This window comes from Chryseosolibacter histidinae, assembly GCF_018598225.1.
In the GTDB taxonomy this organism is placed as follows: domain Bacteria; phylum Bacteroidota; class Bacteroidia; order Cytophagales; family Cyclobacteriaceae; genus Chryseosolibacter; species Chryseosolibacter histidini.
This window is the reverse complement of the sequence record NZ_JAHESF010000029.1, coordinates 68,647-90,771: the sequence shown is the minus strand read 5'-3', so window position 1 is coordinate 90,771 and position 22,125 is coordinate 68,647. Positions and strand designations below refer to the sequence as shown.

The 22,125-nt window shown below is 50.2% G+C and carries 21 protein-coding genes; 6 read left to right on the top strand and 15 right to left on the bottom strand.

The genetic code is table 11. From position 1 onward, the window contains the following. Positions 1-239: 239 nt before the first annotated feature. From KK083_RS23105 to KK083_RS23090, 4 genes are all read right to left on the bottom strand, one after another. Positions 240-1,025 carry a DUF4097 family beta strand repeat-containing protein gene (locus KK083_RS23105; RefSeq protein ID WP_254167971.1) on the bottom strand — a complete coding sequence of 262 codons (786 nt, stop codon included), beginning with the start codon at positions 1,023-1,025 and terminating at the stop codon, positions 240-242. Between the two features lie 109 nt (positions 1,026-1,134). Next, entirely contained in the window at positions 1,135-2,040 is a 906-nt protein-coding gene (locus KK083_RS23100) for a DUF4097 family beta strand repeat-containing protein (protein ID WP_254167969.1), read from the bottom strand. A gap of 5 nt (positions 2,041-2,045) precedes the next feature. Continuing rightward, a complete protein-coding gene (locus tag KK083_RS23095; protein WP_254167967.1) occupies positions 2,046-2,825 on the bottom strand; it encodes a HEAT repeat domain-containing protein in 780 nt (259 codons plus the stop codon). A gap of 1 nt (position 2,826) precedes the next feature. After that, positions 2,827-3,381, bottom strand: coding sequence for an RNA polymerase sigma factor (locus tag KK083_RS23090; RefSeq protein WP_254167966.1), 555 nt, complete (start codon positions 3,379-3,381; stop codon positions 2,827-2,829). A gap of 240 nt (positions 3,382-3,621) precedes the next feature. On the opposite strand from KK083_RS23090, the gene KK083_RS23085 reads away from it, so the two are divergent. Beyond that, entirely contained in the window at positions 3,622-4,419 is a 798-nt protein-coding gene (locus tag KK083_RS23085; protein WP_254167965.1) for a glycoside hydrolase family 16 protein, read from the top strand. 179 nt (positions 4,420-4,598) lie between these two features. Here KK083_RS23085 and KK083_RS23080 read toward each other — a convergent pair whose 3' ends face one another. Then, positions 4,599-5,201 (bottom strand): hypothetical protein, encoded by a 603-nt coding sequence (locus KK083_RS23080; protein ID WP_254167964.1) that lies wholly within the window; start codon positions 5,199-5,201, stop codon positions 4,599-4,601. A gap of 178 nt (positions 5,202-5,379) precedes the next feature. Further along, positions 5,380-7,362 (bottom strand): DUF3858 domain-containing protein, encoded by a 1,983-nt coding sequence (locus KK083_RS23075; protein ID WP_254167963.1) that lies wholly within the window; start codon positions 7,360-7,362, stop codon positions 5,380-5,382. A gap of 231 nt (positions 7,363-7,593) precedes the next feature. Here KK083_RS23075 and KK083_RS23070 point away from each other — a divergent pair, with 231 nt between their 5' ends. Next, a complete protein-coding gene (locus KK083_RS23070; protein ID WP_254167962.1) occupies positions 7,594-8,097 on the top strand; it encodes a metallophosphoesterase family protein in 504 nt (167 codons plus the stop codon). Between the two features lie 99 nt (positions 8,098-8,196). Here the strand turns inward: KK083_RS23070 and KK083_RS23065 are convergent, their stop codons facing one another. From KK083_RS23065 to gldA, 6 genes are all read right to left on the bottom strand, one after another. Then, entirely contained in the window at positions 8,197-8,634 is a 438-nt protein-coding gene (locus tag KK083_RS23065; protein ID WP_254167961.1) for a hypothetical protein, read from the bottom strand. Between the two features lie 155 nt (positions 8,635-8,789). Beyond that, positions 8,790-9,914 (bottom strand): DNA polymerase III subunit beta, encoded by a 1,125-nt coding sequence (gene dnaN / locus KK083_RS23060; RefSeq protein ID WP_254167959.1) that lies wholly within the window; start codon positions 9,912-9,914, stop codon positions 8,790-8,792. Positions 9,915-10,005: 91 nt separating this feature from the next. Then, positions 10,006-10,956: a DUF4340 domain-containing protein gene (locus KK083_RS23055; RefSeq protein WP_254167957.1), complete on the bottom strand. Its 951-nt coding sequence runs from the start codon at positions 10,954-10,956 to the stop codon at positions 10,006-10,008. Next, positions 10,943-12,625 (bottom strand): gliding motility-associated ABC transporter substrate-binding protein GldG, encoded by a 1,683-nt coding sequence (gldG, locus tag KK083_RS23050; protein ID WP_254167955.1) that lies wholly within the window; start codon positions 12,623-12,625, stop codon positions 10,943-10,945. The genes KK083_RS23055 and gldG overlap by 14 nt, the downstream gene beginning before the upstream one ends. Beyond that, entirely contained in the window at positions 12,619-13,347 is a 729-nt protein-coding gene (gldF, locus tag KK083_RS23045; RefSeq protein WP_254167953.1) for a gliding motility-associated ABC transporter permease subunit GldF, read from the bottom strand. Before gldF ends, gldG begins: the two co-directional genes overlap by 7 nt. Then, positions 13,328-14,269, bottom strand: coding sequence for a gliding motility-associated ABC transporter ATP-binding subunit GldA (gene gldA, locus KK083_RS23040; protein ID WP_254167951.1), 942 nt, complete (start codon positions 14,267-14,269; stop codon positions 13,328-13,330). The genes gldF and gldA overlap by 20 nt, the downstream gene beginning before the upstream one ends. Positions 14,270-14,449: 180 nt before the next feature. Between gldA and KK083_RS23035 the strand changes: the two genes are divergently transcribed. Continuing rightward, positions 14,450-15,880 carry a redoxin domain-containing protein gene (locus KK083_RS23035; RefSeq protein ID WP_254167949.1) on the top strand — a complete coding sequence of 477 codons (1,431 nt, stop codon included), beginning with the start codon at positions 14,450-14,452 and terminating at the stop codon, positions 15,878-15,880. Positions 15,881-16,085: 205 nt separating this feature from the next. After that, positions 16,086-16,553, top strand: a complete 468-nt coding sequence (locus tag KK083_RS23030; protein ID WP_254167947.1) for a hypothetical protein — start codon at positions 16,086-16,088, stop codon at positions 16,551-16,553. A 132-nt stretch (positions 16,554-16,685) separates the two neighbouring features. Here KK083_RS23030 and KK083_RS23025 read toward each other — a convergent pair whose 3' ends face one another. Continuing rightward, complete coding sequence (locus KK083_RS23025; RefSeq protein ID WP_254167945.1) at positions 16,686-17,660, bottom strand: polyprenyl synthetase family protein; 975 nt, start codon at positions 17,658-17,660, stop codon at positions 16,686-16,688. 131 nt (positions 17,661-17,791) lie between these two features. On the opposite strand from KK083_RS23025, the gene KK083_RS23020 reads away from it, so the two are divergent. After that, positions 17,792-18,679, top strand: a complete 888-nt coding sequence (locus tag KK083_RS23020) for a mechanosensitive ion channel family protein (protein ID WP_254167943.1) — start codon at positions 17,792-17,794, stop codon at positions 18,677-18,679. Beyond that, positions 18,657-19,670: a magnesium/cobalt transporter CorA gene (corA, locus tag KK083_RS23015; protein WP_254167941.1), complete on the top strand. Its 1,014-nt coding sequence runs from the start codon at positions 18,657-18,659 to the stop codon at positions 19,668-19,670. The genes KK083_RS23020 and corA overlap by 23 nt, the downstream gene beginning before the upstream one ends. A 97-nt stretch (positions 19,671-19,767) precedes the next feature. On the opposite strand, the gene KK083_RS23010 is transcribed toward corA, so the two are convergent. Then, a complete protein-coding gene (locus KK083_RS23010) occupies positions 19,768-20,601 on the bottom strand; it encodes a DUF3575 domain-containing protein (RefSeq protein WP_254167940.1) in 834 nt (277 codons plus the stop codon). A 211-nt stretch (positions 20,602-20,812) separates the two neighbouring features. Continuing rightward, entirely contained in the window at positions 20,813-22,120 is a 1,308-nt protein-coding gene (locus tag KK083_RS23005) for a hemolysin family protein (protein ID WP_254167939.1), read from the bottom strand. Between the last annotated feature and the right edge of the window lie 5 nt (positions 22,121-22,125).

Genomic DNA, 22,125 nt, shown 5'->3' with positions numbered 1-22,125 from the left:
TGCCGGGGGGGCGGGTCTTTGTTAAACCCCCACCCCCACCCACCCCGGCCAAAAATGGCGCCCCCACCTGCAGTGGTCTGACGACGCAGCCCACAAAAAAAAGCCAGGCTCTCACCCGGCTCTTTTCATTGAATCCGTATTGTAAAAATCGATACTGCCCCACGCTTACTTCTCCACTCCTCTTAACTCCACCGTCATCGCGAAGCAACCCGCCTCTCCTTACTCCTGGCTCCTTACTTCTATTTCTTCCTCACGTAAATATCACCATTGTAATTCTTCAACGTGAACTCTGGGCCGCCGCCATTCACGTCACCTTTTTTCCAGTCATCGATCACGATCTTGAAGGTGCCGGATTTGGTGTCTTTCTTCTGCACGGGGCCAGTGCTGGTGATGTTCATATCGAAGCCTGTGTAGATGTCGCCCTGCTCTGTCTTCATCTTAAAGCTGGCCTTGAGCGAAGCAGGGAAAGTGAGGTCGAGATTGCCGTTATACGTGCTGAACGACATCGGCATGTTCTCTGTCACTTTATCAAAGGTTACTTTGATATCGTCGTTGTAGCTTGTGGCCAGCACCGCTCCGGAGATATTGAGCGCCGTGATCTTTCCGTTATGATTTTTGAGCTCGAGCTCGCCCTGAATGTTGGTGATCATCAGGTCGCCGTCATTATGGGTGCTTACATCGAGGTCGAATCCCGAAGGTACCTCTATCTCAAGGTGTATGTTATTATTGCTTCCACCACCTGAGCCAACCCGTACACTGTTGTTGATCTCGGAAGCTTCGAGGTCCATACCACCGCCGCTGACGCGCTTCAGGCCATCGGAAGCCCTCTTATCATCACGATCGTCGTCATCTTCCTCATCTTCCGAACGATATTTTACCAGTACATCCTTGCGTGTTGTGCCTTTTATTGTGATCGAGCCTGTATGGAGCGAAGCTTTTAATTTCCCTCTTTTGGCTGGATCTGTCAACGGTATTGTAAATTCATTGCTCTGCGCATGGGTGACAGATGCGGTGATCAATATCATTCCAATCGTTATCAGCACTAATCCAACTATCAATATTTGCTTTTTCATTATTTTAAATTTTAAAGATCGAGTAATCATTTTGTGTTTATGCGCGCTGCTTATTTTCAAATCAATTTGTTTTCTCTTTCAGGTAAACATTGCCATTGAAGGTCTCGAAGTCGAGGAAAGCTCCTCCTCCATTCCCTACCTGGTACCGGTTGCCATGCACCTTGTAGCGGATGCCATCGCCTTTTTCTGACTTCTCAACTTTTGCTGGCAGCAGTGTCATCTTGTCGATGTTGGTGTAAAAGCTGCCGTTGAAACTTTCGAAGCTAAGGCTTGCCACCAGTCCCTTCTGGAACAAAGCGTTGATATCGCCATTGAGTGTATAGAAACGGCAGTCCTGTACCGGGTTGATGGTGTATTCGATGTCCACATCACCGTTGATGGTACTGGCTTCCGCTTCGCGCACGAGGTTGGCAAGCCTGATACTTCCGTTAATGTTGTTGGCGTCCACGGATCCTTTCATGTTCTCTACGCTGATATCGCCGTCGTTGATGGTGCTCACGATCACGTGAACATTGGCCGGCACTTTCAGCACGAAGTCCATTTTATGATCGTACTCCGGTCTGCAGTTCCTGTTGTTATTGTTGCAATCCCAGTTGTATCCCCAGCCGCCATTGTTCCATTTGTCTTTTTTGTTGTAGTCGAACTTTCTGCCGAAGGTGTTGCAACCAAATTCCGTATAGAAGATCAGGGTATCGGCGCGGTCGATCAGCCCCAGCTGAACTTCCTGCTTGCCTTTTTCCAGGCGTGCCTCGGTCTTTGCAAAGATCGTCCTGGTCACTTCCAGCATGATCTTGTCACCTTCATATCCGGCTACCTTCACGTTGCCGTTCATATTAGCTACCATTACGGTATTGTCTGCGGTCTTCTTTTCGAAGGTGTATTCCTTCGTGATCTTTTCGCTGAACTGCTGGGCACAGGCAAGGGATGTCATCAGAACTCCCAGCACAAATGCTGTACACTTTTTCATACGTTTCAGATTAAAATGTCAATACTTTGTTTGATCCGGGTCTTCACATCCGCCGGAGTCTGGTCTGACTGCACGATCTTCTCCAGCTCTTTCACTGACGATTTCACATGCAGCGCCGCCATCATTTCTGCGAGCGCAACCTGCACCAGGGGTGAATCCTGCCTGGCAATAGACCGGACAAGCTCTTCACGCACATGGTTATCGCGTACGTAAGGTTTCAGCGCTTCGATGGCTGCCAGCCGCACGTTCACGTTCTCGTCGTGGTTCAGGGTTTCGAGCAGGGCTCCGGTAACCTTGGTGCTTGCAGCGCTCATCTGTTCGGTAAGGCTCACGGCTTTTAATCTTTCGGCAGCCGATTCTTTTTCCAGTAACGACAGCATCACCATCTCTTTGAGCTCTGCGATCTGCTGATTCACACCCGGATCTGCGTTGGCCGGTGCCGAAGGTTTCATCAGGTAGCCGATGCCCACGCCGATGAGCAGTGTAACCGAGGCCAGCGCTAGCTTGGGGGCTAGTTCAGGCCATGAAAAGAATCCCCGCCAGGAAAATGAGCTTTTAACTTTCCGTTCAAGGGCCAGCATCTGGTAAAACCGGTCGTCGAGGTTACCGGTAGGAGAAGGAAACTCCATGCTGGCCACCTGGCCTTCCAGCGCGTGGATGTCTTTCAATTCGTCCAGGTCTATACTTCCGGCTTCGAGCAACGTTTCGATCTGTTTGATCTCCGCGGTAGTAGCCAGCTGTGAATTATACCTGTTGATCAGTTCCCGAATCTTTTCCTTTTCCATACTATAAATGCTTTTCAAGTTCTCTATATACTTCTTTAAGCTCCTGCAAGGCTCTGAACACTTTTACTTTTACAGCGCCTTCGGAGCACCCGATGATCTCTCCTATTTCCTTGTATTTTTTGTCCTGGAATTTGCTGAGCATCAGGATCTCTCTTTTGTCTTCCGGCAGTCTTTCCATGGCCATGGAAAGCAATTGCATCTCTTCGTCCTGCTGGAATTCGGTAGCCCTGTTCTCATCGGTGCCCAGGCGCTCTTCCCAGTTCTCCAATGATTCTTTGAGCTTCCATTTATTTTTCCGGAAGTGGTCGTGGTTCACATTACGCGCGATATGGAACATCCACGTTTTGAAATCGCCCTCTCCGCGAAAGAGGTAGCGGTATTTCAGGATCCGGAAGAAAACGTTCTGCACGAGGTCTTCACAGAGCTCGGCATCTTTGGTCATGCCATAAAAAAAGCCAAACAAGGGCCTTTTATAGCGCTCGAAGAGCAAGCCGAGCTTGTCGAGGTCACCCTCCTTCACCCTGAGCATCAAGGTATTATCCGCTAATGATTCCAACTCCTATGCATTAGTTTTCAAGATGGGAAACCTCCGGTTGCTGCGAAGGTTACAGACGAAATTAGAAAAAGTTGCCAGTTGCCGGTTGCCGGATAGCCGGTTTAGACCATCATTTATTTTGCTATTGTGCTTTGCATCGCTTTTGGATCGGAGCCCGAACAGGAAAAATTTCACCTCCCTCAACTGGCAACTGGTAACCGGCAACTGGCAACCAATTACCTTTCGTATCTTGGATACACTATGAATCTACTATCAACATTTTTTCTAGCAGTCATCCTGACGTTAACCGCCTGCCAGGACAACAAAAATCCCAAGCTTGTGTGGTCTGATGAGTTTGACAAGCCCGGTGCACCTGACCCGGCAAAGTGGAGCTATGACCTGGGCGACGGATGCCCCAATTCATGCGGATGGGGTAACAATGAGCTGGAATACTATACAAAAGATCAGAAGAATGTGCGGGTAGAAGAAGGTAAGCTCATCATCGAAGCACACCGCGATTCTTTGGGTGGGAAAGCCTATACTTCTACCCGGATCGTTTCGCGTAAGCAAGGCGATTGGACCTATGGACGTATTGAAGCAAAAGCGAAGCTGCCGCGGGGCAAAGGAACATGGCCTGCCATCTGGATGCTGTCTACCGACTGGAAGTATGGCGGATGGCCTGAAAGTGGCGAGATCGATATCATGGAGCATGTGGGCTATGACCCCGGCGTGATCCACGGCACCATCCACACCGAAGCATACAATCACCTGAAAGGAACCCAGAAGGAAGGCAAGATCACTATTGCCGATGCGCAGGATACCTTCCACGTTTATGCGATAGACTGGACGGAGAACAAGATCGACTTTTTTGTAGACGACCAGCTATACCACACCGTCACGCGCGACCCCAAAGATGATTTTAAAGGCTGGCCCTTCGATCAGCGCTTCCACCTCATCATGAACATTGCAGTAGGCGGCAACTGGGGCGGAGCCAAGGGGGTTGATGAAACCATTTGGCCACAGCGGATGGAGGTGGAGTATGTTAGGGTGTATCAATAAGGTTGGTTAATTGTTGCCGGTTTGCCAGTTGCCGGTTCAGCGTGTAAATGACACATTTGTGCGCTGGAATGGAAAACAGATTTGATGGATATTGTTCTCTCCAAATGGCAACTGGTCAACCGGCAACAATTCCAACTCCGGATCGAAGCCGGTTTTCAATATAAAACCCTAATTGAGAATCAAAGACTTCCCAACTCCTGCAGTTTATTGCGTTCGTTCTGGAGCTCGCGGGAGAGCTTGGTTTGCTTATCCATGGCCTTGCGCTTGTAGTCTTCATATTCGGCGCTGATGGTGTTGGCAAGGTCTTCTTTTTCGGTCAGGTTGCGGCGCAGCACCTTCATGCTGTAGATGACACCGGCAATGGCCAGACCAGCCAGCAGCAGGATCACGCCTACCATGCCGGCAAAGAAACCTTTATCGAAGGAGATCCCCAGAACAGTGATATGCGTGCTGGCATGCACAATATCTTTCATGGAGTCTTCCTTTGCTTTGAGGGCATCGATGTTCTTGGTGAGCTCGGCCTGAAGCTTAACGATCTCAGCCTTGGAGGCATTGATGGCGGCTTGCTTGGCAGCGGCTGAATCCAGCACGATCTTCCACATGCCATCGAGAACGTTCTCTTTGATCACCTTGTATTCCTGGTAATTCTGGGATTTGGTCTTCATGAGCAGGTAGCGCTCACGGAGTGTTTGATTATCACTTTTCAGTGCATCCGCAGCGGTTTGTGCAAAAACTCCCACTCCAGACAGCACACAGATCAACAACAAGGCAGCACGCTTCATACGGTTATTCAGATTTTTAATTGAACCCGCAAATAGCAATCGATTTTCCAGGTCTCCAATGGAAAATGTGCTAACGCGCGTATTCGTCGGTTAATGAGAGAAAATGGACTGCGAACCAACCTCATCCCTGGCCCTTCTCCTTCAAGGAGAAGGGAGTCCCTCTCCTCTTAGGAGAGGGTTAGGGAGAGGTTCTTCGAAAGATCAGATCCCCGTTCTCCACCTGGATGATGCGTGCGAACAGCTCTTTCAAGTAATGATATTCCGTTGACGAGAATAACGCCTTGCTGATGGTAAGCGCATTGTTCAGCGAGAGTTTATTTCCAGTGGTTTGCAGGTCGTAAATGTACCGGCCGCCGGAGTTTGGAAGCGACAGCCCGGTTTTTTCCGGCCGGTTCACGATCTCAAACTGTGACGGGTATTCGAGGTTGAACATGGTGATATACTCCATGGGCGTGGCGAAATCAACAGGGTATAACCGCTCGTTCGATTTAAAGGGATTCTCTTCCCACTTGCCCAGGATAAAAGGATTGAACATAAAGTTATCCGTGCCGGGATTCTCATACGCCCTGATCTCAATGTCGAGCTTCTGTACCAGCGGCTTGTCAAACTCGTCGGTATTGATCAGCTCCAGGTTCAGGATGTTGAGCTGGTTGTATTGATTGGAAAGGCTGGCCGCGTATTCTTTATGATTGCTGAACGAATGCACCTTTTTTCGCTGCCGCACCGCCTCGTAACCCATGTACGTGGTCTGCAATGTGCCGCGCATCATGCCATCTTCGCCGAGCTTAAGGCTTAGCATGGATACCTGCTTGGCCCGGTCGGCGGGCTTAAGCTCTATCCAGTATGACTGATCCTCGCCCAGTACCCTGCCCTTACCGTTGAGACAGCGCTCGGGCAACAGACCGAACGGATGAAAGTCATCGGTAGCATCGGCGAGAAATACTTTATCGCCAATGTTCACTTTCGCCACCACATAGTTAAAGTCACTGAGCACGGGATGGAGCTCCACCGGCACACCGTTCTCGCGCGTGGAGAGTATAACCGGTTCTACGTTTAAACCGGCATAACGTAGCGCCGCGATCAGCGACAGGTTAATATCTGCAACATTGCCGGTTTTTTGGTCGAATGCTTTTTTGATGCCCAGCTCGCTGAACATACTTTTGGTCTCATCCCAGCGATACCAGTCTTTGATGAAATCATAGATCTTTCGGGCTTTCATCAGTGGATCCCGTTCGCCAATGATCAGCTGCTTGATCTGCGCGTCAACAATATCCTCTCCGCGTCTCAGCTGCACACCAAACTCACGGTGGTTACGCAATTCAAGCTCCGCATCTTTCCACTCCTTGGTGATCTTATCAACACGGCCGCCGAAGTAACGGATCTCGGAAAGCTCGAAATTGATGGCCGACAAAAAATTGGAGCTCGCCGTCATGAAGTCCTCCTCCACAAATGCAGGAATGTCTTTCATGGCAAACTTGTACAGGGCGCAGTCAGCCTTTTGGCCACCGCCGGGCTGAAAGCAGTCCTCCACCAGCTCGCTCTCGTTCTTGATCAGCTTTTGCACGCCCCGAAGCGTCATGTTGTAGATGTAATTGCCGGGGATCCTGGCCCAGTACTCGCTGTACATTTTGGGGATGTCACTTTGAAAGGCCCACGTTCTGAAATTGAAGATGAACGGCGACTCGAGCTTATATTCAAATTCAATAACACTTCCCTCCCGCACGTTGGGGATCGCGAATTTTTTAATGTCGATATTTTTGCTCTTGTTCACGGTAAACACCGCCTTGTGGTCCAGGTCGGTCTGCTGCAGCACGCCATTCTCCATCGTATAAGAAACCGCTTTCACTGCGATGAGTGTTTCCATGCGCTGATCCTGTTTTCTGAGGGGGATCTCGATGTCGGCATATTTCAATCCCTCCTTCTTCAGGATCTTGATCCTGGTATGGTATCTGAAAACAAGGTTGTAGTCGCCTACTTCGCTCATATACGCCTCCCCAAACTCATTGAGGATCACGGCCGCGGCAGAGCTATCTTTATCATAGGTGGTCATGTTCAGATCCATGTATGAGAATTTTCCGAACGGGAACCCATTGCCCTGATCCTGCGCACCAACACCTGCACAAAAAAGAAACGATACAAAAAGAAGAAAATACCTGGCCATCCTTGAAGGAATTCAACTTCCAAGATAACCAAAAATCAGTTACCGGCATCCTGAGCAAGGGCGTGTGTGCAAGGACTGCGCGGAGCGAAGGACCCCCTTATAGTTTCTGGTTCACGCTTAGCACAGATGCACGACTAAGTGCGCAGTTACGATTAGGAGATCCTTCGTTCCCACAAAACCTGCAGCGCCAGCCGCCACTCAGGATACCGGTTTTGTAGCTATTTTTACCCCATGAAAATCGGTTTGCTTTCAGACACGCACAGCTATCTCGACACCAAGGTCTTCGATTACTTCAGCCAGTGCGATGAAGTATGGCATGCCGGCGATATCGGCGAGGCTGCTGTGGCGGATGCGTTGGAGAAATTCAAACCCCTGCGTGCTGTATTCGGCAACATCGATGGCAAAGATCTTCAGTTGAGGTTCCCGGAAGACCTGCGCTTCCAGTGCGAAGACCTGTCTGTATGGATCACCCACATCGGCGGCGTGCCTCCGAATTATAATCCACGGGTAAAAAAACTATTAAAAACACAGGCGCCTGATATCTTTATCTGTGGCCACTCCCACATCCTCCGTATCAAAAAAGATCCTGCCTTCAACAACATGCTTTACCTCAACCCTGGCGCTGCCGGCAATCACGGCTTTCACACCGTCAAAACACTCGTGCGTTTTGAGATCGTGGGCCGGGATGTTAAGAATATGGAGGTGATCGAGATTGGGAAGCGGGGAGCTTTGTAATGAGAAGTCCATAGACCATGGTCGATGGTCCATGGCCGTAACCGTGGACTTCATACTGCACTACCATGGACTATGGACTATGGACCATGGACCAGTCTCTCAGAACGAATAGCGCAGCGATAACCCACGCGCTCCCGCGTTCAGCGAAACACGCTGCTGCTCGAGATAACGGTTGTATTTCTTTTGACCTTTAGACCAGAAGATAATGCCAGGTACCATCGCGCCCACACCGGTTATGGTCATCAGCACGCCTAAGGCACCTTTGGGGTCGCCCTCTTCCACTGTGCCCTGCTGGGTCGACGTGGTGCTGTAATAGAGCTCGTCTGCATTGTTCATCAGAATGATACCGCCGAGGGCCAACGCACCACCGCCAATGGTAAGCGCACGGCCTGTGTTTCGCATGCGCAATCCACGGGGCGCAGCCACCATGCCCTGGACAGGTTGTGACTGCTTCAGAAACAACGGGCTGACATGTTCAGAAGTAACGCCTGTTAAAGTGAGCTCCTGCGCCAGGCAGGTGCCGGAAATAAGCACCATTGCTAACAGTATTATGAAACGCTGCATCATCAATGGTTAGGTCTGTGAGTGGTAATCGGTAGTCAGTAATCGGTGATCGGTAACCAGGAGCAGTGACACACCGTAAAACGTAAACGCTCAAAACTGATTACTGAATACGGCTTACTGAATACATTTTAAACATACTGGTTCAGCATCACCGGCATCACCAGCATGAGGATATCTTCGGCCGCATCCTTTTCTGCAGGATAGATCACGCCTGCCTTGTTGGGAGCAGACATGGTGAGCCTGATCTGGTCAGAATCCATGTTGGTAAGCATCTCCACCAGGAACTTCGCATTGAAGCCGATCTCGATGTCTTCGCCTTCGTGCTCGCACGATAAGCGCTCATTGGCTTCGTTGGAGAAATCGAGGTCTTCGGCGGAGATCTGCAGCTCGCTGCCGGTGATCTTCAGACGTACCTGGTGTGTGGTTTTATTGGCGTAAATGGAAATACGTTTCAGTGCGCCGAGGATGTCGGTTCTGCTGATCGTCATTTTAATGTTGTTCCCGGAAGGGATCACATTTTCATAATCAGGGAAACGTTCATCGATAAGGCGGCAGATCATACGGATGTTGCCGAATTTGAAGAACGCGTTAGACATGTTGAAGTTCAGGCTTACCTCTGTATTTTCAGTAGGCAAGGTAGCCTTCAGCAGGTTCAGCGCTTTGCGGGGGATGATGATGGCGTTACCGTTGTCTGATTTCACATCCGTTCTCCTGTAGCGCACCAGGCGGTGGCCATCGGTAGCAACGAAAGTGGTATTCTTTTCACCGAGGTTCACGTAAACACCGGTCATGGCAGGACGAAGCTCATCGTTGCTGGTGGCAAAGATGGTATTGTTCACAGCCCTTGACAGGACCTCGGATGCTATTTCCGCTGAGAAGTCGTTCGATACGGTAGGAACTTTCGGGAAGTCCGTAGCATTTTCACCCGAAAGCTTATAACGTCCGTTGTCGGAGATGATCTCTATGCTGTACGTTGACTCGTCGATGGAGAATGTTACAGGCTGCTCCGGAAGGTTCTTCAGGGTATCCAGCAGGATACGGGCCGGAACAGCGATGCTACCTTTTTCCTTGCTCTCAACCTGAAGCTCAGTGATCATGGACGTCTGCAGGTCTGAAGCTGTTACCGTAAGGCCACCTTTTTCGAGTTCAAACAGGAAGTTCTCGAGAATAGGAACCACAGGGTTTGTTGTGATCACACCGTTAATATTGGAGAGTTGCTTAAGCAAGTAAGCGGAGTTAACGATAAACTTCATTAGGAAAAAGTGATTTTGGTTATAGCGGGGTAAAGTTATAAAGAAAACCGAATTTTAAAACCCGGACTTCAGCTCAAAAAAAAATTAAAAATCAGCGCTCCCGGGCCTGAAAAAACGATTTAGGTCGCAGAATAGGCTGGATCTTGAGCCGATTGAAAACAGCACCCTGTTTTTTCTGCAGCAGCCCCGGCACCACGCCGGTCCCGTCCCTGAAAATCGACAGCGAATATTCCCTTTTTGCAATATCCTGAACGGTGATGGTCATCAGAGGCTTCACCTGGGTAAGGCTATCGGTATACTTTCCCGGTTCAAGATACTCATTCACAGTGAGTAAGGACACCTGATCCAGAAACGTGTTCAGCTTTGCGGTATCGGTACGGGCCAATCCTTCAATACCAAAGAGCTTTCCCTGCATCGCAACCTTGAAATTTTCAGCGGGTTTGTCCGGGAATTCGGCTTGCAGGCTTACAAAGTTGCGCCAGTTGAAGGCAAACGCATACTTATCGCGCCACTGGTTCTCCGTCAGCTCCAGGATGCCTGCAACATATACTCTATATCCCGGAATGGTCATCACATAAACCTGACCGGTTTGCTCATTTTTGAAATAGGCCTGTGTCTTCAGCTCGTTTCCGCCCGCCGTAAAACGTTTCAACGTTTGCCCTCCTGACCAAACTGAAACCTTTACGCCATTCTTGTCAAGCTGCGCGCTCAGCGAGTCCTGCACCGAGGCCGCAACGGGACGTTTGGGCTCCGCTTCGCGCAGGGTGGCCATCAGCACATCGATCATATCGCGGTCAGCATCATATCGGTCATTCACTTTCCAGCGCGTGCCATTAAAGGTGAGCGCCACTTTCCCGTTTGGCGACTCCAGCACAACCCGGTCTGCCGTTGTCAGGTCAGCCACCCGGAAAAGATCCTTGTCTATGTTTTCGGTTCTTTCAGCCGTGCTCAGCCAGTATACCGCCACCGTGATGCCGATCAGCACCAGCAAAGAGATCGCAAGCCTTTTGTTCTTCTGTTCCTGCATACTAAAAACTGGCATAACGTTTCTTTCTCACAAACGCGCGCGCAGTACCGAAGGCAACCAGCACCACCAGCGGAAGGGCGAGGTTGATCAGCTGCCACTTGAGCTTCTCTGATGCCACTTTCTGGCGGTCGAGCGGACGTATCTTGATCTCTTTATTGCGCGCCTTGATCAGGCCGTTCTCATCGGTGAGATACGCCAGCATGTTCATCAGCAGATCCTGATTGGCGTACGTGTAGTTGGTAAACACATCGAAGCCCAGGGGCTGCGGTTGCCGTGTTCTGGGATGTACCGCGTTGGCCGCAAGATCGCCATCCGCTACCACAATAATTTTCGCGGGTCCGCCCGCTGCCGTGAAGCTCGCCTTGTCCGCTCCTTCCGGCAGGAAGCGATTCCTGAAAAGTGATGTGAACTGTCCTTCCAGCAGATACCCTACCGGGATAAATTGTTTCGAATAATTTTCGGGTTTTATGTCACGCCGCAGCGCCGGAATGCTCACATTAACGGGCGCGGTAAGGGTACGGGAGTATTGTGATGTAAAGAGCAGCGGCGTCTTGCGGATCCCGTCAGCCTTCACCGTGTCGATGCTGCTGGCGAAGCGCATGACTACCGCGTCTAGATTGTGTGTAATGGAATGATCGGCATACCGGTTGATCAACGGAAAGAACGGCCACTCCATCAGCTGGATTTCAGGTTTGCTGCCAGACTGTCCCGTCACCACGGGAGTCAATCCGGAAGACCGGTCCTGCACGAGGTCCATATTGATCCTGACACCATACTTGAACAGCTGGTCGTCAAGGTTCAGGTTGTAAGGAAAAGCAAAGTAATCTTCACGTGAGGCGCTGTCCATCGAAGCCTCGAGCTTATCCAGCAGCAACAGCACATTGCCACGACGCATGATATACTGATCGAGCCTGTATTTTTCAATTTCTGAAAAAGTTGTCGTGGGTTTGGCAACAACGAGCGCATCGAAATCATCGAGGTTGCCGGCGCTTAACGATACGTCTACGACATCGTAGACTTCCTGCAGGGCACTTCTGAACGCCATGGCCTGCGCGCCGTCAAGCTCACCATGCCCCCGCACCAGGCCGATGCGCTTCGGTGTTTCAACCGTAAGTTTGTAAATGGCATGGGCCAACTCGAACTCGATACCTTCGATAGACCGGTTGAGCTTTTCTTCTGACGATGTACCTAGGTTAGAGGTCAGCAGGTTCACGCCGGTTTCAGCGCCGCCATAACTGATGAGCGCGCCGGGGAACACCAGCTTTTCAGTTCTTTGTCCGTCGCGGTTATCGAACACACGGGTGGGCTGAATGCCTTTGGACGCGAGCTCGGCCATAAACTCATTCCGGGCTTTCTGACCGGTAGCGATGGCCGGATCGATGAACGCGTATCTTATTTTGTTGCCGGAGTATACCCTGAACTCTTCCAGGGTCTCGCGGATGGCCGTCTGAAATCTTCGGAAGCCGGCATTGATATCACCCTCGAGGTATACTTCGATGTACACGTCGTCGTCGAGGTCTCGGAGCAGCGCCTTGGTTGGTTCCTTGATAGAGTAACGTTTTTCTTCCGTCAGGTCGGCCCTGAAAAAAAGTATGGATGAAACGATATTGATCAGCACCAGCAGCACCAGCCCGTTGGCCAGCATCAGCATATCGCTCAGCTTTTTGCTTTTCCAGTTTACCATGACCTTGCCCCCAGTGTAACGCGTGTGATGAGTAACATGAATGCAATAACGCTGAAGAAATAAACCAGGTCCCTTGAATCGATCAGCCCCTTGCCCAGCGCATCGTAGTGATACAACAGTCCCAGCTGTTTGATGAACAGAACATTGACCGACCAGACATTAACCAATGCAATGGATTCAAATCCTGAAAAGAAAAGGTAACAGAGAAACGCCGCCAGAATAAAGGAGACGATCTGATTGGGTGTGACCGATGAAGCAAAGATGCCTACCGCACAGAAGACCCCGCCCAGCAAAGCGAGCCCGATGTACGAACCGGTAACACCTGGCGTATCAATATTGCCCGCGGGATTGCCCAATGCAGCGATGGAAAAATAATAAATGATGGTAGGCACCAGCGCCAGCAGCACTAGCAGAAAACAAGCGAAGTATTTTCCAAGGATGATATCCCAGTCAGACAATGGTTTGGTCAGCAGCAGCTCCATGGTTCCGGCTTTTTTCTCTTCCGCAAAGCTGCGCATGGTAATGGCCGGGATGAGGAAAATAAAAATGTACGGCCCGAGCGAGAAGAGGGTGAACATATCGGCATAACCATACTCCAGCACCGAGGTTTCAGGGAACATCCACATGAGCAGGCCCATGCCTGTCAGGAACACACCGATCACGATGTAGGCGATCAGCGAATTGAGATAGCTGCTGAACTCTTTAGCTAAGACCTGGAGCATGGGTGGTAAGTTCACGGAAAATATTCTCTAACGATCCTTCCTCCTGCCGGAGACCGATGAGCGACAATTTTTGATCGGCGGCAAAACGGAAGATCTCCGCCCGCACATCCGCCCCGGCTACGGGTTGTACTTTATACTGGTGCACGCCCGCTGTGGTGGCGAGCCTGGTCACACTGACAACACCGGGCAATGCGCTCAGCGAATCAGTTGACACTTCATTTTCAAATTCAACGATGATACCCGGAGCGTCTGCTCTTCTGGCCATCAGGTTTTCAAGCCTGTCGTCTGCCACGATCTCGCCTTTGTTGATCACCACCACCCTATCGCACAGCGCCTGTACTTCCTGCATGATGTGTGTGGAGAAGATCACGGTCTTATTGGCACTGATGTCGCGGATAAGCTTTCTGATCTCCAGCAGCTGGTTGGGGTCGAGGCCTGACGTCGGCTCGTCGAGGATCAATACCTGCGGATCGTGGATGAGTGCCTGCGCCAGTCCCACCCGCTGCCGATAACCTTTCGAAAGCGCTTCGATCTTTTTGTTCTGCTCGCGGGTAAGGCCACAAAGCTCTACCATCTCCGCCACCCGCTGCTTCAGCAATTTCCCCTTGAACCCATACAGTTTTCCTGCAAAGCTCAGGTATTCATGCACGTACAGGTCGAGGTACAGGGGGTTATGCTCCGGCAGGTAGCCCGTGATGCGTTTCACTTCTATAGGCCTGGCAGTAACGGCCAGTCCGCCGACAAAGATCTCGCCCTCCGTAGGTGGTAGGTAGCCGGTAGCGATCTTCATGGTGGTTGACTTGCCCGCACCATTGGGTCCCAAAAAACCCACGATCTCCCCCTTGTTAACAGAAAAGGAGATGTTGTTCACAGCCTTCTGTGAGCCGTAGATCTTGGTAAGGTGCTGAACGGTCAGTGACATTTGAAGATGGCAAAAGTAATGAAAAATATTCCACGATTAGCCACGCGCTTTAGCTCGTGGAAATTGTTAATTTTTGTTAAAGACCAGCTCACAAAAACGCAATCACAGCTTATTCATTACAGCTGATTGTTTGGATCGGCTGAAAATCAGAAATTTGTATATCTAATCAGATAAAACGTTATGCGTATTTCCCTCTTTAGCCTGCTTTGTCTCTTAACTTCTGCCGTTTGTTTTGCCCAACCCGGCTACAAGCTTCAGTTCAAGGTCAACGGACTGAAAGACACCACCATCTACCTGGGATACTATTATGGTGAAAGTACCTTCGTTAAGGATACCGCCAAAGTGAACAGCAAGGGTGAGTTTTTCTTCGACGGCAAACAGGCGCTGCCGCAGGGGGTCTATTTCCTGGTGCTGAACAAGACGCGCATCTTCGAAATGGTGATGGGAAGCAACCAGCATTTTTCCATGGCTACCAGCACCGATGATTATGTAAAGAACATGGTGGTTACGGGCGACCTCGACAACAAGCTGTTCTTTGAGAACATGGTCTTTAACATGGAGCGGCACAAAGAAGCCGAACCTTTCATTAAAGTGCTGAAAGACAGCAGTTTAAGTGAAAACCAGAAAAAAGACGCGAAAGCCGGTTTTAACAAGATCAACGACAAGGTAACGGCTTACCAGGACGGCATCATCAATAAATATCCAGCCACGGTTACGGCCAGGATCTTCAAATCAAGCAAGCCGGTAAAGATCCCCGATGCCCCCAAGAAACCAAACGGATCGATCGACTCCACTTTCCAGCTGCGCTGGTACCGCGAGCATTTCTTCGATCACTTTGACCTGGCCGATGACGCGCTCATCCGTATGCCACGGTCTGTCTACCAGGAGAAGATCAATGAGTACCTCGACAAGCTGTTTGTGCCCCAGGCCGATTCAGTTACAAAGGCAATCGAGAAGCTGGTGGCCAAAGCCAAGAAGAATCAGGAGACCTACAAGTATGCCGTATGGGTATGTATTCTCAAATACCAGCAGCCCGAGATCATGGGACTTGACGAAGTGTTTGTAAACCTCTACGACAGGTATTTTGCAAAGGGCGATATGGACTTCTGGGCCAATGACAAGCTGAAGCAGACCCTGAAAGAAACAGCAGACCGTTTACGCAAGAGCCTGGTGGGAAGAACAGGGCCTAACCTGATCATGCAGGACAGCAACTTCAAACCGCGGTCGATGTACGATATCAAGAACAAGTACACCGTGCTGTTCATCTTTGATCCCGACTGTGGTCATTGCAAAGAGGAGACGCCCAAGCTGGTGAACTTTTACAACACCAAAAAATTCGATGTGGAAGTATATGCTGTGAGCGCAGACACGTCTATGGCGAAGATGCGCGATTACATCAAAGAGATGAAGATGAAGTGGATCACGGTGAACGGGCCACGGACGTATGTGGGTCATTACCAGGACCTGTACGATGCCATCACCACACCGTCACTTTATATTCTGGATCAGCGGAAGAAGATCATCGGCAAAAAGATCCCTGCCGATAAGGTTGAGGATTTCCTGATCCAGCATGAGCGGATGGAGAAGGCTAAGGGTACGCCGAAACTGTAGTACAAAACCGTACAGCTGTCCGTCCAGAAGTGTACACAACGGGGCTTTTAGAGGCTTTCGTTGGACCAGGAAACGGATCTGTATAACCCTAAATTTCAGCCGTTTGTAACATTTTGAACCTTTTTTTAGTCTTATATGCAACTATTCACCCTTTGTGGAGTATCATATAGGGAGTGAAGATGAACCTAAAACCCGATTTCGCATTATGGCCTTTTTAGAAAAACTACTAGGAAAGAAGAAACCAGCTTTGAAAGCTCGCTGCCCCATCACGAAGGAGCAGATCGAGAATGGCTTCGGATATTTGCTCACAACGGCCCAGGTAATTGCCTCGAAGAAGTATTGGGATATGATCATGACAGAGCCTGAAACGCTTTCTTATTCCGTATCGCACTTTAAGAATCAGGAAAGCGGCACGCGGATGCGCAGCCTGATCTTCGAAAAATACAGCAGTGTAGACAAGCCCTGGATGATCTCTGACTCTTGCATCAACCTTTTTGAGAACATCGATAAAAAATCGGCAAAAGACAACGCCAAGAAGTGGTGGCAAACGGAAGGTGCTTATGTACCTGACAACACCGGCCCGGCACTCACAGCGCTCGAACCGTCGCTTTACCAGACCTGGAAAGATTACGCGGTGCTAGAAGCCGGTAGAACCAGAATAGAATTACACTAGGTTTCTCATAGATTTAGGTTTAGGTTAAAACCGCTCTCTCACAGGGGCGGTTTTTTTTGTTGTCGGACACTTGCGCGCAGGTCAGTCGTCGGACCACTGCCTGAGCGCGGCCGGCGCGCAGTGGTCTGACGACTAATTCGTTCGATCAATCGTAAACTGCACAAGCTGCACAAGCGAGTTCTTGTACGCGGAATCAGGAAAGTCTTTGATAATGGTGAGCGCTTCCTGGTGATATTTGTTCATGGTCTGAACGGCGTATTCGATGCCTCCCGATTGTTTGACATACGCGATCACCTCTTTAACCTTCTTCGGTTTATCGCTTTCGTTTTTCACGATGCTGATGATCTTTCTTTTCTCCAGCCATCCCGACCTGGAGAGCGCATAGATCAGCGGCAGGGTCATTTTCTTTTCGCGGATGTCGATGCCCACGGGTTTGCCGATCTCCATCTCTCCGTAGTCGAAGAGGTCGTCCTTGATCTGGAAGGCCATGCCGATCTTTTCTCCGAACACACGCATCTTTTTCACAACATCTTCCGGCGCACCGGATGAGCTTGCACCGATGCCGCAGCACGAGGAGATCAATGACGCGGTCTTCTGGCGGATGATCTCATAGTATATATCTTCGGTGATATCGAGCCGGCGCGATTTTTCGATCTGCAGCAGCTCGCCCTCGCTCATCTCGCGCACAGCGTCGTTCACAATACTGAGCAGATCGTAGTCTTTATTTTCGAGCGCCAGCATCATTCCGCGGGAGAGTAAAAAATCGCCTACAAGAACGGCTACCTTGTTTTTCCACAGTGCATTGACTGAAAAAAATCCACGTCTGTAATTGGCTTCGTCCACCACGTCGTCATGCACCAGGGTGGCGGTGTGCAGGAGCTCGATCAACGAAGCGCCCCTGAAGGTAGACTCGGTGATCTTGCCACAGGTGCCGGCGCTGAGGAACACGAACATGGGCCGCATCTGCTTGCCTTTGCGCTTCACGATGTAGCTCATGATCTTATCCAGCAGCAGGACACGCGTTTTCATGGAAGCGCGGAACTTCTGCTCGAAATCTTCCATCTCCCGGGCGATAGGCGCCTTTATATCTTCTAAGCGTAGGGGCATTACCCGCAATAATACGCAAGGTTTTTTAAGTCATGAAGGATTTGGAACATATTAATATCTTTCGTTCGATACCCCGATTTTTCTCCTTCCCGGCCCGGTTGGGCAGTGTGTTATTTTGTTATTTTAGATGCATGAAGCTTATTGGGAATTCCTGGGATTACGTCCTGTTCTCCGTCATTGTGATGGTCGTGGCCATTGTTGTGGGCCGCGTGTTGCGCTTCGTGATGGGACGTTTCGTGAAGGGGGCTTCCCGCAAGCTGAAGGTGGACCCCACCAAGTATAATTTCCTGAAGAACGCGGTGGAGTTCATCATCTATATCATTGCCACCATCGTGATCTTCAATGCCATTCCACCTTTGCGGGATTACGGTACAGCCATTTTTGCGGGCGCCGGTGTACTGGCGGCTATTGTAGGTTTCGCATCGCAGTCTGCTTTTTCCAATATCGTGAGCGGCATCTTCATCGTTATCTTCAAACCGTTCAGTGTGGGCGACCGGGTGCGCGTGGGCCAGCAGTACCAGGGCGATGTGGAAGATATCACCCTGCGCCATACCATCATCAAAGATTTCGAAAACAGGCGCATCGTGATCCCGAACAGCGTGATGAACAATGAAACGATCATTAACTCAACGTTAACGGAGGAGAAAGTTTGCATGTTCATCGAGTTGGGAATTTCATTCAGCAGCGATGCAGACCGGGCTATGAACCTGATGCGTGATGAAGCGCTGCGCCATCCGTCCTGCGAAGATAACCGCACCGCCGAGGAGAAGAGCATCGACCATCCCCAGGTGGAAGTGCGCCTGATCGGCTTTACCGAGTCGGCACAACAGCTCAGGGCTTATGTCTGGGCAAAAGATCCGTCTACCGGCTTCAACATGAAATGCGATCTTAACAAATCCATCAAACAACGTTTTGACAGCGAAGGTATAGAAATAGCCTATCCGCAACGTGTCGTATATCTTAGAGAGAATTTTTCGCCCCAACTGCTAAACGCTCATGGAACATCATCACCTTCCTGAAAAACCTAACGAACAGGTCATCCTGGAACTGATCACGTACAACCGTGAGAAATACGACATGTTCACGTCCAGCGATGTTGATGTTCTGCTGAAGAACCTTTCGGAAGAACGCATCAACTGGATCAACCTGGACGGTCTCAACGTATCACCCATCATAGAAAAGATCCAGGCGCATTTTTGCCTTCACTCACTGATGGTGGAAGACATCCTGAACGATCAGCGCCCGAAGACCGAAGAGTTCGAAGACTATCTCTTCGTTACACTGAAAATGCTCTACCGCATTGAAGGCGCCGAGATCGACTACGAACAGATCAGCTTTGTGCTCGGCAGCAATTTCCTGCTGTCATTCCAGGAAAAGGAAGGCGACCTCTTCAACGCTTTCCGCGAACGCATCCGCCTCGACCAGGGCAGGGTAAGAAAAAAGAAGGCCGACTATCTCCTGTACCGGCTCATCGACATCATCGTGGACAACTACTATAACGTGCTCGACAACATCGGCGAGCAGATCGAAGAAACCGAAGAATGCATCCGCACCGATACATCGATGGAGACCTTCAAAAAGATCCAGCAAATGAAAAAAGAGCTGATCTACCTGCACAAGGCCCTGTATCCGCTGCGCGACGCTATTGGCAAGCTGGTGAAAGATGAAAGCAGCTTTATCCAGGAAGAGAACGTGCGGTATTTCTCAGACGTCTACGATCACACCATCCACCTCATCGACTCGCTGGAAACCTACCGCGACCTTACCTCGAGCCTGATGGATATCTACATCAACACACAGAACACCCGGCTGAACGAAGTGATCCGGCTGCTCACCATCATCTCCACCATCTTCATTCCCCTCACATTCATTGTAGGTGTGTATGGTATGAACTTCAAACACAATTTCCCGGAGATTGAATCAGAATATGGATATCCCATTGTCTGGATGGTGATGATCGCCATCGCCGGTTCGATGATCGCGTTCTTCAGGCACAAGAAGTGGATCTGAAAATGGCAGCCGGATAGTTTGCCCGGTATATTCTGACAATTGCGCGATTTGAACTGAAACGTGCTCGGGGAAGGTGATCAAAACACTTCCGCATTCCTTAAGGCATCTTCTTTCGCCCGAAATGATAACCGATCAACAGCTGATAACGGTACCCGAAGGACCATGAATCAGACGTGCCGTCATGCTCAACGGATTTATCCTGGATCAGATCGCTCAATAACGGGAAGCGGTCAATGAGGCGCTTGAGAATGCGGTTATTGTACTCCCATTCTTCACTGGCAGTGACACCTTCCAGGTTAAGGCTTACGTCGTAATGCGTAACCGACGGGCCAACAAAGACCAGGTCAATGGTCCAGCGGTTGTTGATCACAAATTGATATCCAAGCTGAAACCCGATGTTCACCACTGATATAACTGACGATTGGAGGGCATTGCGCGTCTGGCTTCCATCTGCCGAAGTGATCTCCACGTTGCGATCATTGCTGAAATAAAGATAGCTGGCAAAAGGCCCCAGATAAACGCCATGTGGCGCAGGATGCTTGTTCTCCGTGGCCAAATAAAAACGGTACTCTGCTCCGGCTTTAAAACCTGTTTGTTTGACATCCCCTACCGTTCTGATTCCCTGGCCCAGTGAAGTAATTTTCGGGAACTGCTGGTACCCGGCCGTGAAACAAAAGCTCTGCTGTGGTTTTGTGACCCGTTCGTACGAAAGAACAAAAGCTTTCCGGTAAAGAAGATGCGAGGTGATGTCCACTTTCATGGTGTTCGCCCGTGCGGGTGGCTGTGATTCCTGAGCCATGAGGAAGTTGACGACCGTGGTGAAGGCCAGCGTTAGCACCGCCAATCTGTACCAACGCGCTGTTGCCGCTCTCAACGCTCGTGGATACAAGTTCACTTCATAGTTTTTTACAGTAGTCTCTCCGGCCTTCATGGTAAACTCCCAAAAGCCCGTACACCCTTACGAACTTATCGGTGCTTCAAAAATACCTGTCTGCACACTCAGCCATAAGTACTTTACTGTAATTAACGACAAAACCACCGGCCATAAAACGAAAGGAAACTTCGGCAACAATGAGGGGCGCGGCGTATTCACAGACCGCCATTGAATGTACCGTCAATAACTGTTACAGGAGCGGAAGCTATCACTCTTCCTCAACAGGCTTTGCCTTATCCACGATGTCAACAAGGATAACCTGGTTCTTGATGCGTTTCAGCACGGTGAACACGTAGTCATCATAAGGAATGCTCTCCCCTACGTTGGGGATGCGGCCTACGATATCGATGAGCATCCCGGCAAGGGTAACATAGATGTCGTTCTCGGGCAGCGGCCTGGGAAGTCTCTCGTTCAGTGCTACCAGCGTAACGGAGCCCTGCACGCGGAATTTTTTATCGTCGAGCTTTTCGATCTGCGGTGTTTCTGAATCGTACTCATCCTGGATCTCGCCCACCAGCTCTTCGAGGATGTCTTCCATGGTGATCACACCTTCTGTGCCTCCGAACTCATCCACCACAATGGCAAACTGGATGTGCTGCTTCTGGAAGTCGCGCATGATATCGATCAGCTTCTTGTTGGAGGCGATGTAGTGCGCGGGGCGAATGATCTCGTCGATGGGAAATTCCTTTCCTGTTCTTAACCGCTGCAGTAGATCTTTTGTAAAAATGATACCTACAATATGATCGATGGTTCCTTCATACACAGGTACCCGTGAATAGCCGTTCTCCAGGATCTTGTCGATGATCTGCGCCACAGGGGCCGACTTGCTTACGCCGAACACATGCGTGCGGGGCACCATGGCCTGGCGGGCGGAGCGCTCCGCGAAGTCGAACGCATTGCGGATGATCTCATACTTGCGCGCTTCGATCACACCACTTTTCTTGCCCTGCTCCACCATCATCTTGAGCTCTTCAGGCGAGTGCACCTCCGCTTCCTTCAACGGTGTGATGCCGATGAGCTTCAATATAAAATTTGAAAAACCGTTCAGGATCCAGATGAAAGGTTTGAACACCCAGTAGAAAACATTTAACGGGGCCGCCAGCCATAAGGTAGTGCTGTCAGGGGGCTGAATGGCATACGACTTGGGCGCAAGCTCGCCGAAAACGATGTGAAGTACGGTGATCACGCTGAAGGCTACGGGCAGGGCTACGCGGTGCGCGGCTTCCGGGCCAAGATTCATGCCGGTGAACTCAAAGAATCTGAGCACCAGTTGGGCTACCACGTCTTCGCCGATCCAACCCAACCCGAGACTGGCGATGGTGATACCGAGCTGCGTAGCCGAGAGATAAGCATCGAGGTTGGCAATGATGTGCCGCGACAATGACGCCATGCGGTGTCCCTCCTTTGCCTTCAGGTCGATCTGTGAAGACCTTACCTTGACGATTGCAAATTCGGCAGCAACAAAAAAACCATTGAGGGCTACTAAAAAAAAGGTCAGAAAAATATCAAGGATCATATCTA

Excerpts from the sequence above, each read along its gene's own strand:
- KK083_RS23105 (WP_254167971.1), bottom strand. The coding sequence starts at position 1,025 with ATGATATTGATCACCGCATCTGTCACCCATGCGCAGAGCAATGAATTT.
- KK083_RS23100 (WP_254167969.1), bottom strand. The coding sequence starts at position 2,040 with ATGAAAAAGTGTACAGCATTTGTGCTGGGAGTTCTGATGACATCCCTT.
- KK083_RS23095 (WP_254167967.1), bottom strand. The coding sequence starts at position 2,825 with ATGGAAAAGGAAAAGATTCGGGAACTGATCAACAGGTATAATTCACAG.
- KK083_RS23085 (WP_254167965.1), top strand. The coding sequence starts at position 3,622 with ATGAATCTACTATCAACATTTTTTCTAGCAGTCATCCTGACGTTAACC.
- KK083_RS23080 (WP_254167964.1), bottom strand. The coding sequence starts at position 5,201 with ATGAAGCGTGCTGCCTTGTTGTTGATCTGTGTGCTGTCTGGAGTGGGA.
- KK083_RS23075 (WP_254167963.1), bottom strand. The coding sequence starts at position 7,362 with ATGGCCAGGTATTTTCTTCTTTTTGTATCGTTTCTTTTTTGTGCAGGT.
- KK083_RS23070 (WP_254167962.1), top strand. The coding sequence starts at position 7,594 with ATGAAAATCGGTTTGCTTTCAGACACGCACAGCTATCTCGACACCAAG.
- KK083_RS23065 (WP_254167961.1), bottom strand. The coding sequence starts at position 8,634 with ATGGTGCTTATTTCCGGCACCTGCCTGGCGCAGGAGCTCACTTTAACA.
- dnaN (WP_254167959.1), bottom strand. The coding sequence starts at position 9,914 with ATGAAGTTTATCGTTAACTCCGCTTACTTGCTTAAGCAACTCTCCAAT.
- KK083_RS23055 (WP_254167957.1), bottom strand. The coding sequence starts at position 10,956 with ATGCCAGTTTTTAGTATGCAGGAACAGAAGAACAAAAGGCTTGCGATC.
- gldG (WP_254167955.1), bottom strand. The coding sequence starts at position 12,625 with ATGGTAAACTGGAAAAGCAAAAAGCTGAGCGATATGCTGATGCTGGCC.
- gldF (WP_254167953.1), bottom strand. The coding sequence starts at position 13,347 with ATGCTCCAGGTCTTAGCTAAAGAGTTCAGCAGCTATCTCAATTCGCTG.
- gldA (WP_254167951.1), bottom strand. The coding sequence starts at position 14,269 with ATGTCACTGACCGTTCAGCACCTTACCAAGATCTACGGCTCACAGAAG.
- KK083_RS23035 (WP_254167949.1), top strand. The coding sequence starts at position 14,450 with ATGCGTATTTCCCTCTTTAGCCTGCTTTGTCTCTTAACTTCTGCCGTT.
- KK083_RS23030 (WP_254167947.1), top strand. The coding sequence starts at position 16,086 with ATGGCCTTTTTAGAAAAACTACTAGGAAAGAAGAAACCAGCTTTGAAA.
- KK083_RS23025 (WP_254167945.1), bottom strand. The coding sequence starts at position 17,660 with ATGCCCCTACGCTTAGAAGATATAAAGGCGCCTATCGCCCGGGAGATG.
- KK083_RS23020 (WP_254167943.1), top strand. The coding sequence starts at position 17,792 with ATGAAGCTTATTGGGAATTCCTGGGATTACGTCCTGTTCTCCGTCATT.
- corA (WP_254167941.1), top strand. The coding sequence starts at position 18,657 with ATGGAACATCATCACCTTCCTGAAAAACCTAACGAACAGGTCATCCTG.
- KK083_RS23010 (WP_254167940.1), bottom strand. The coding sequence starts at position 20,601 with ATGAAGGCCGGAGAGACTACTGTAAAAAACTATGAAGTGAACTTGTAT.
- KK083_RS23005 (WP_254167939.1), bottom strand. The coding sequence starts at position 22,120 with ATGATCCTTGATATTTTTCTGACCTTTTTTTTAGTAGCCCTCAATGGT.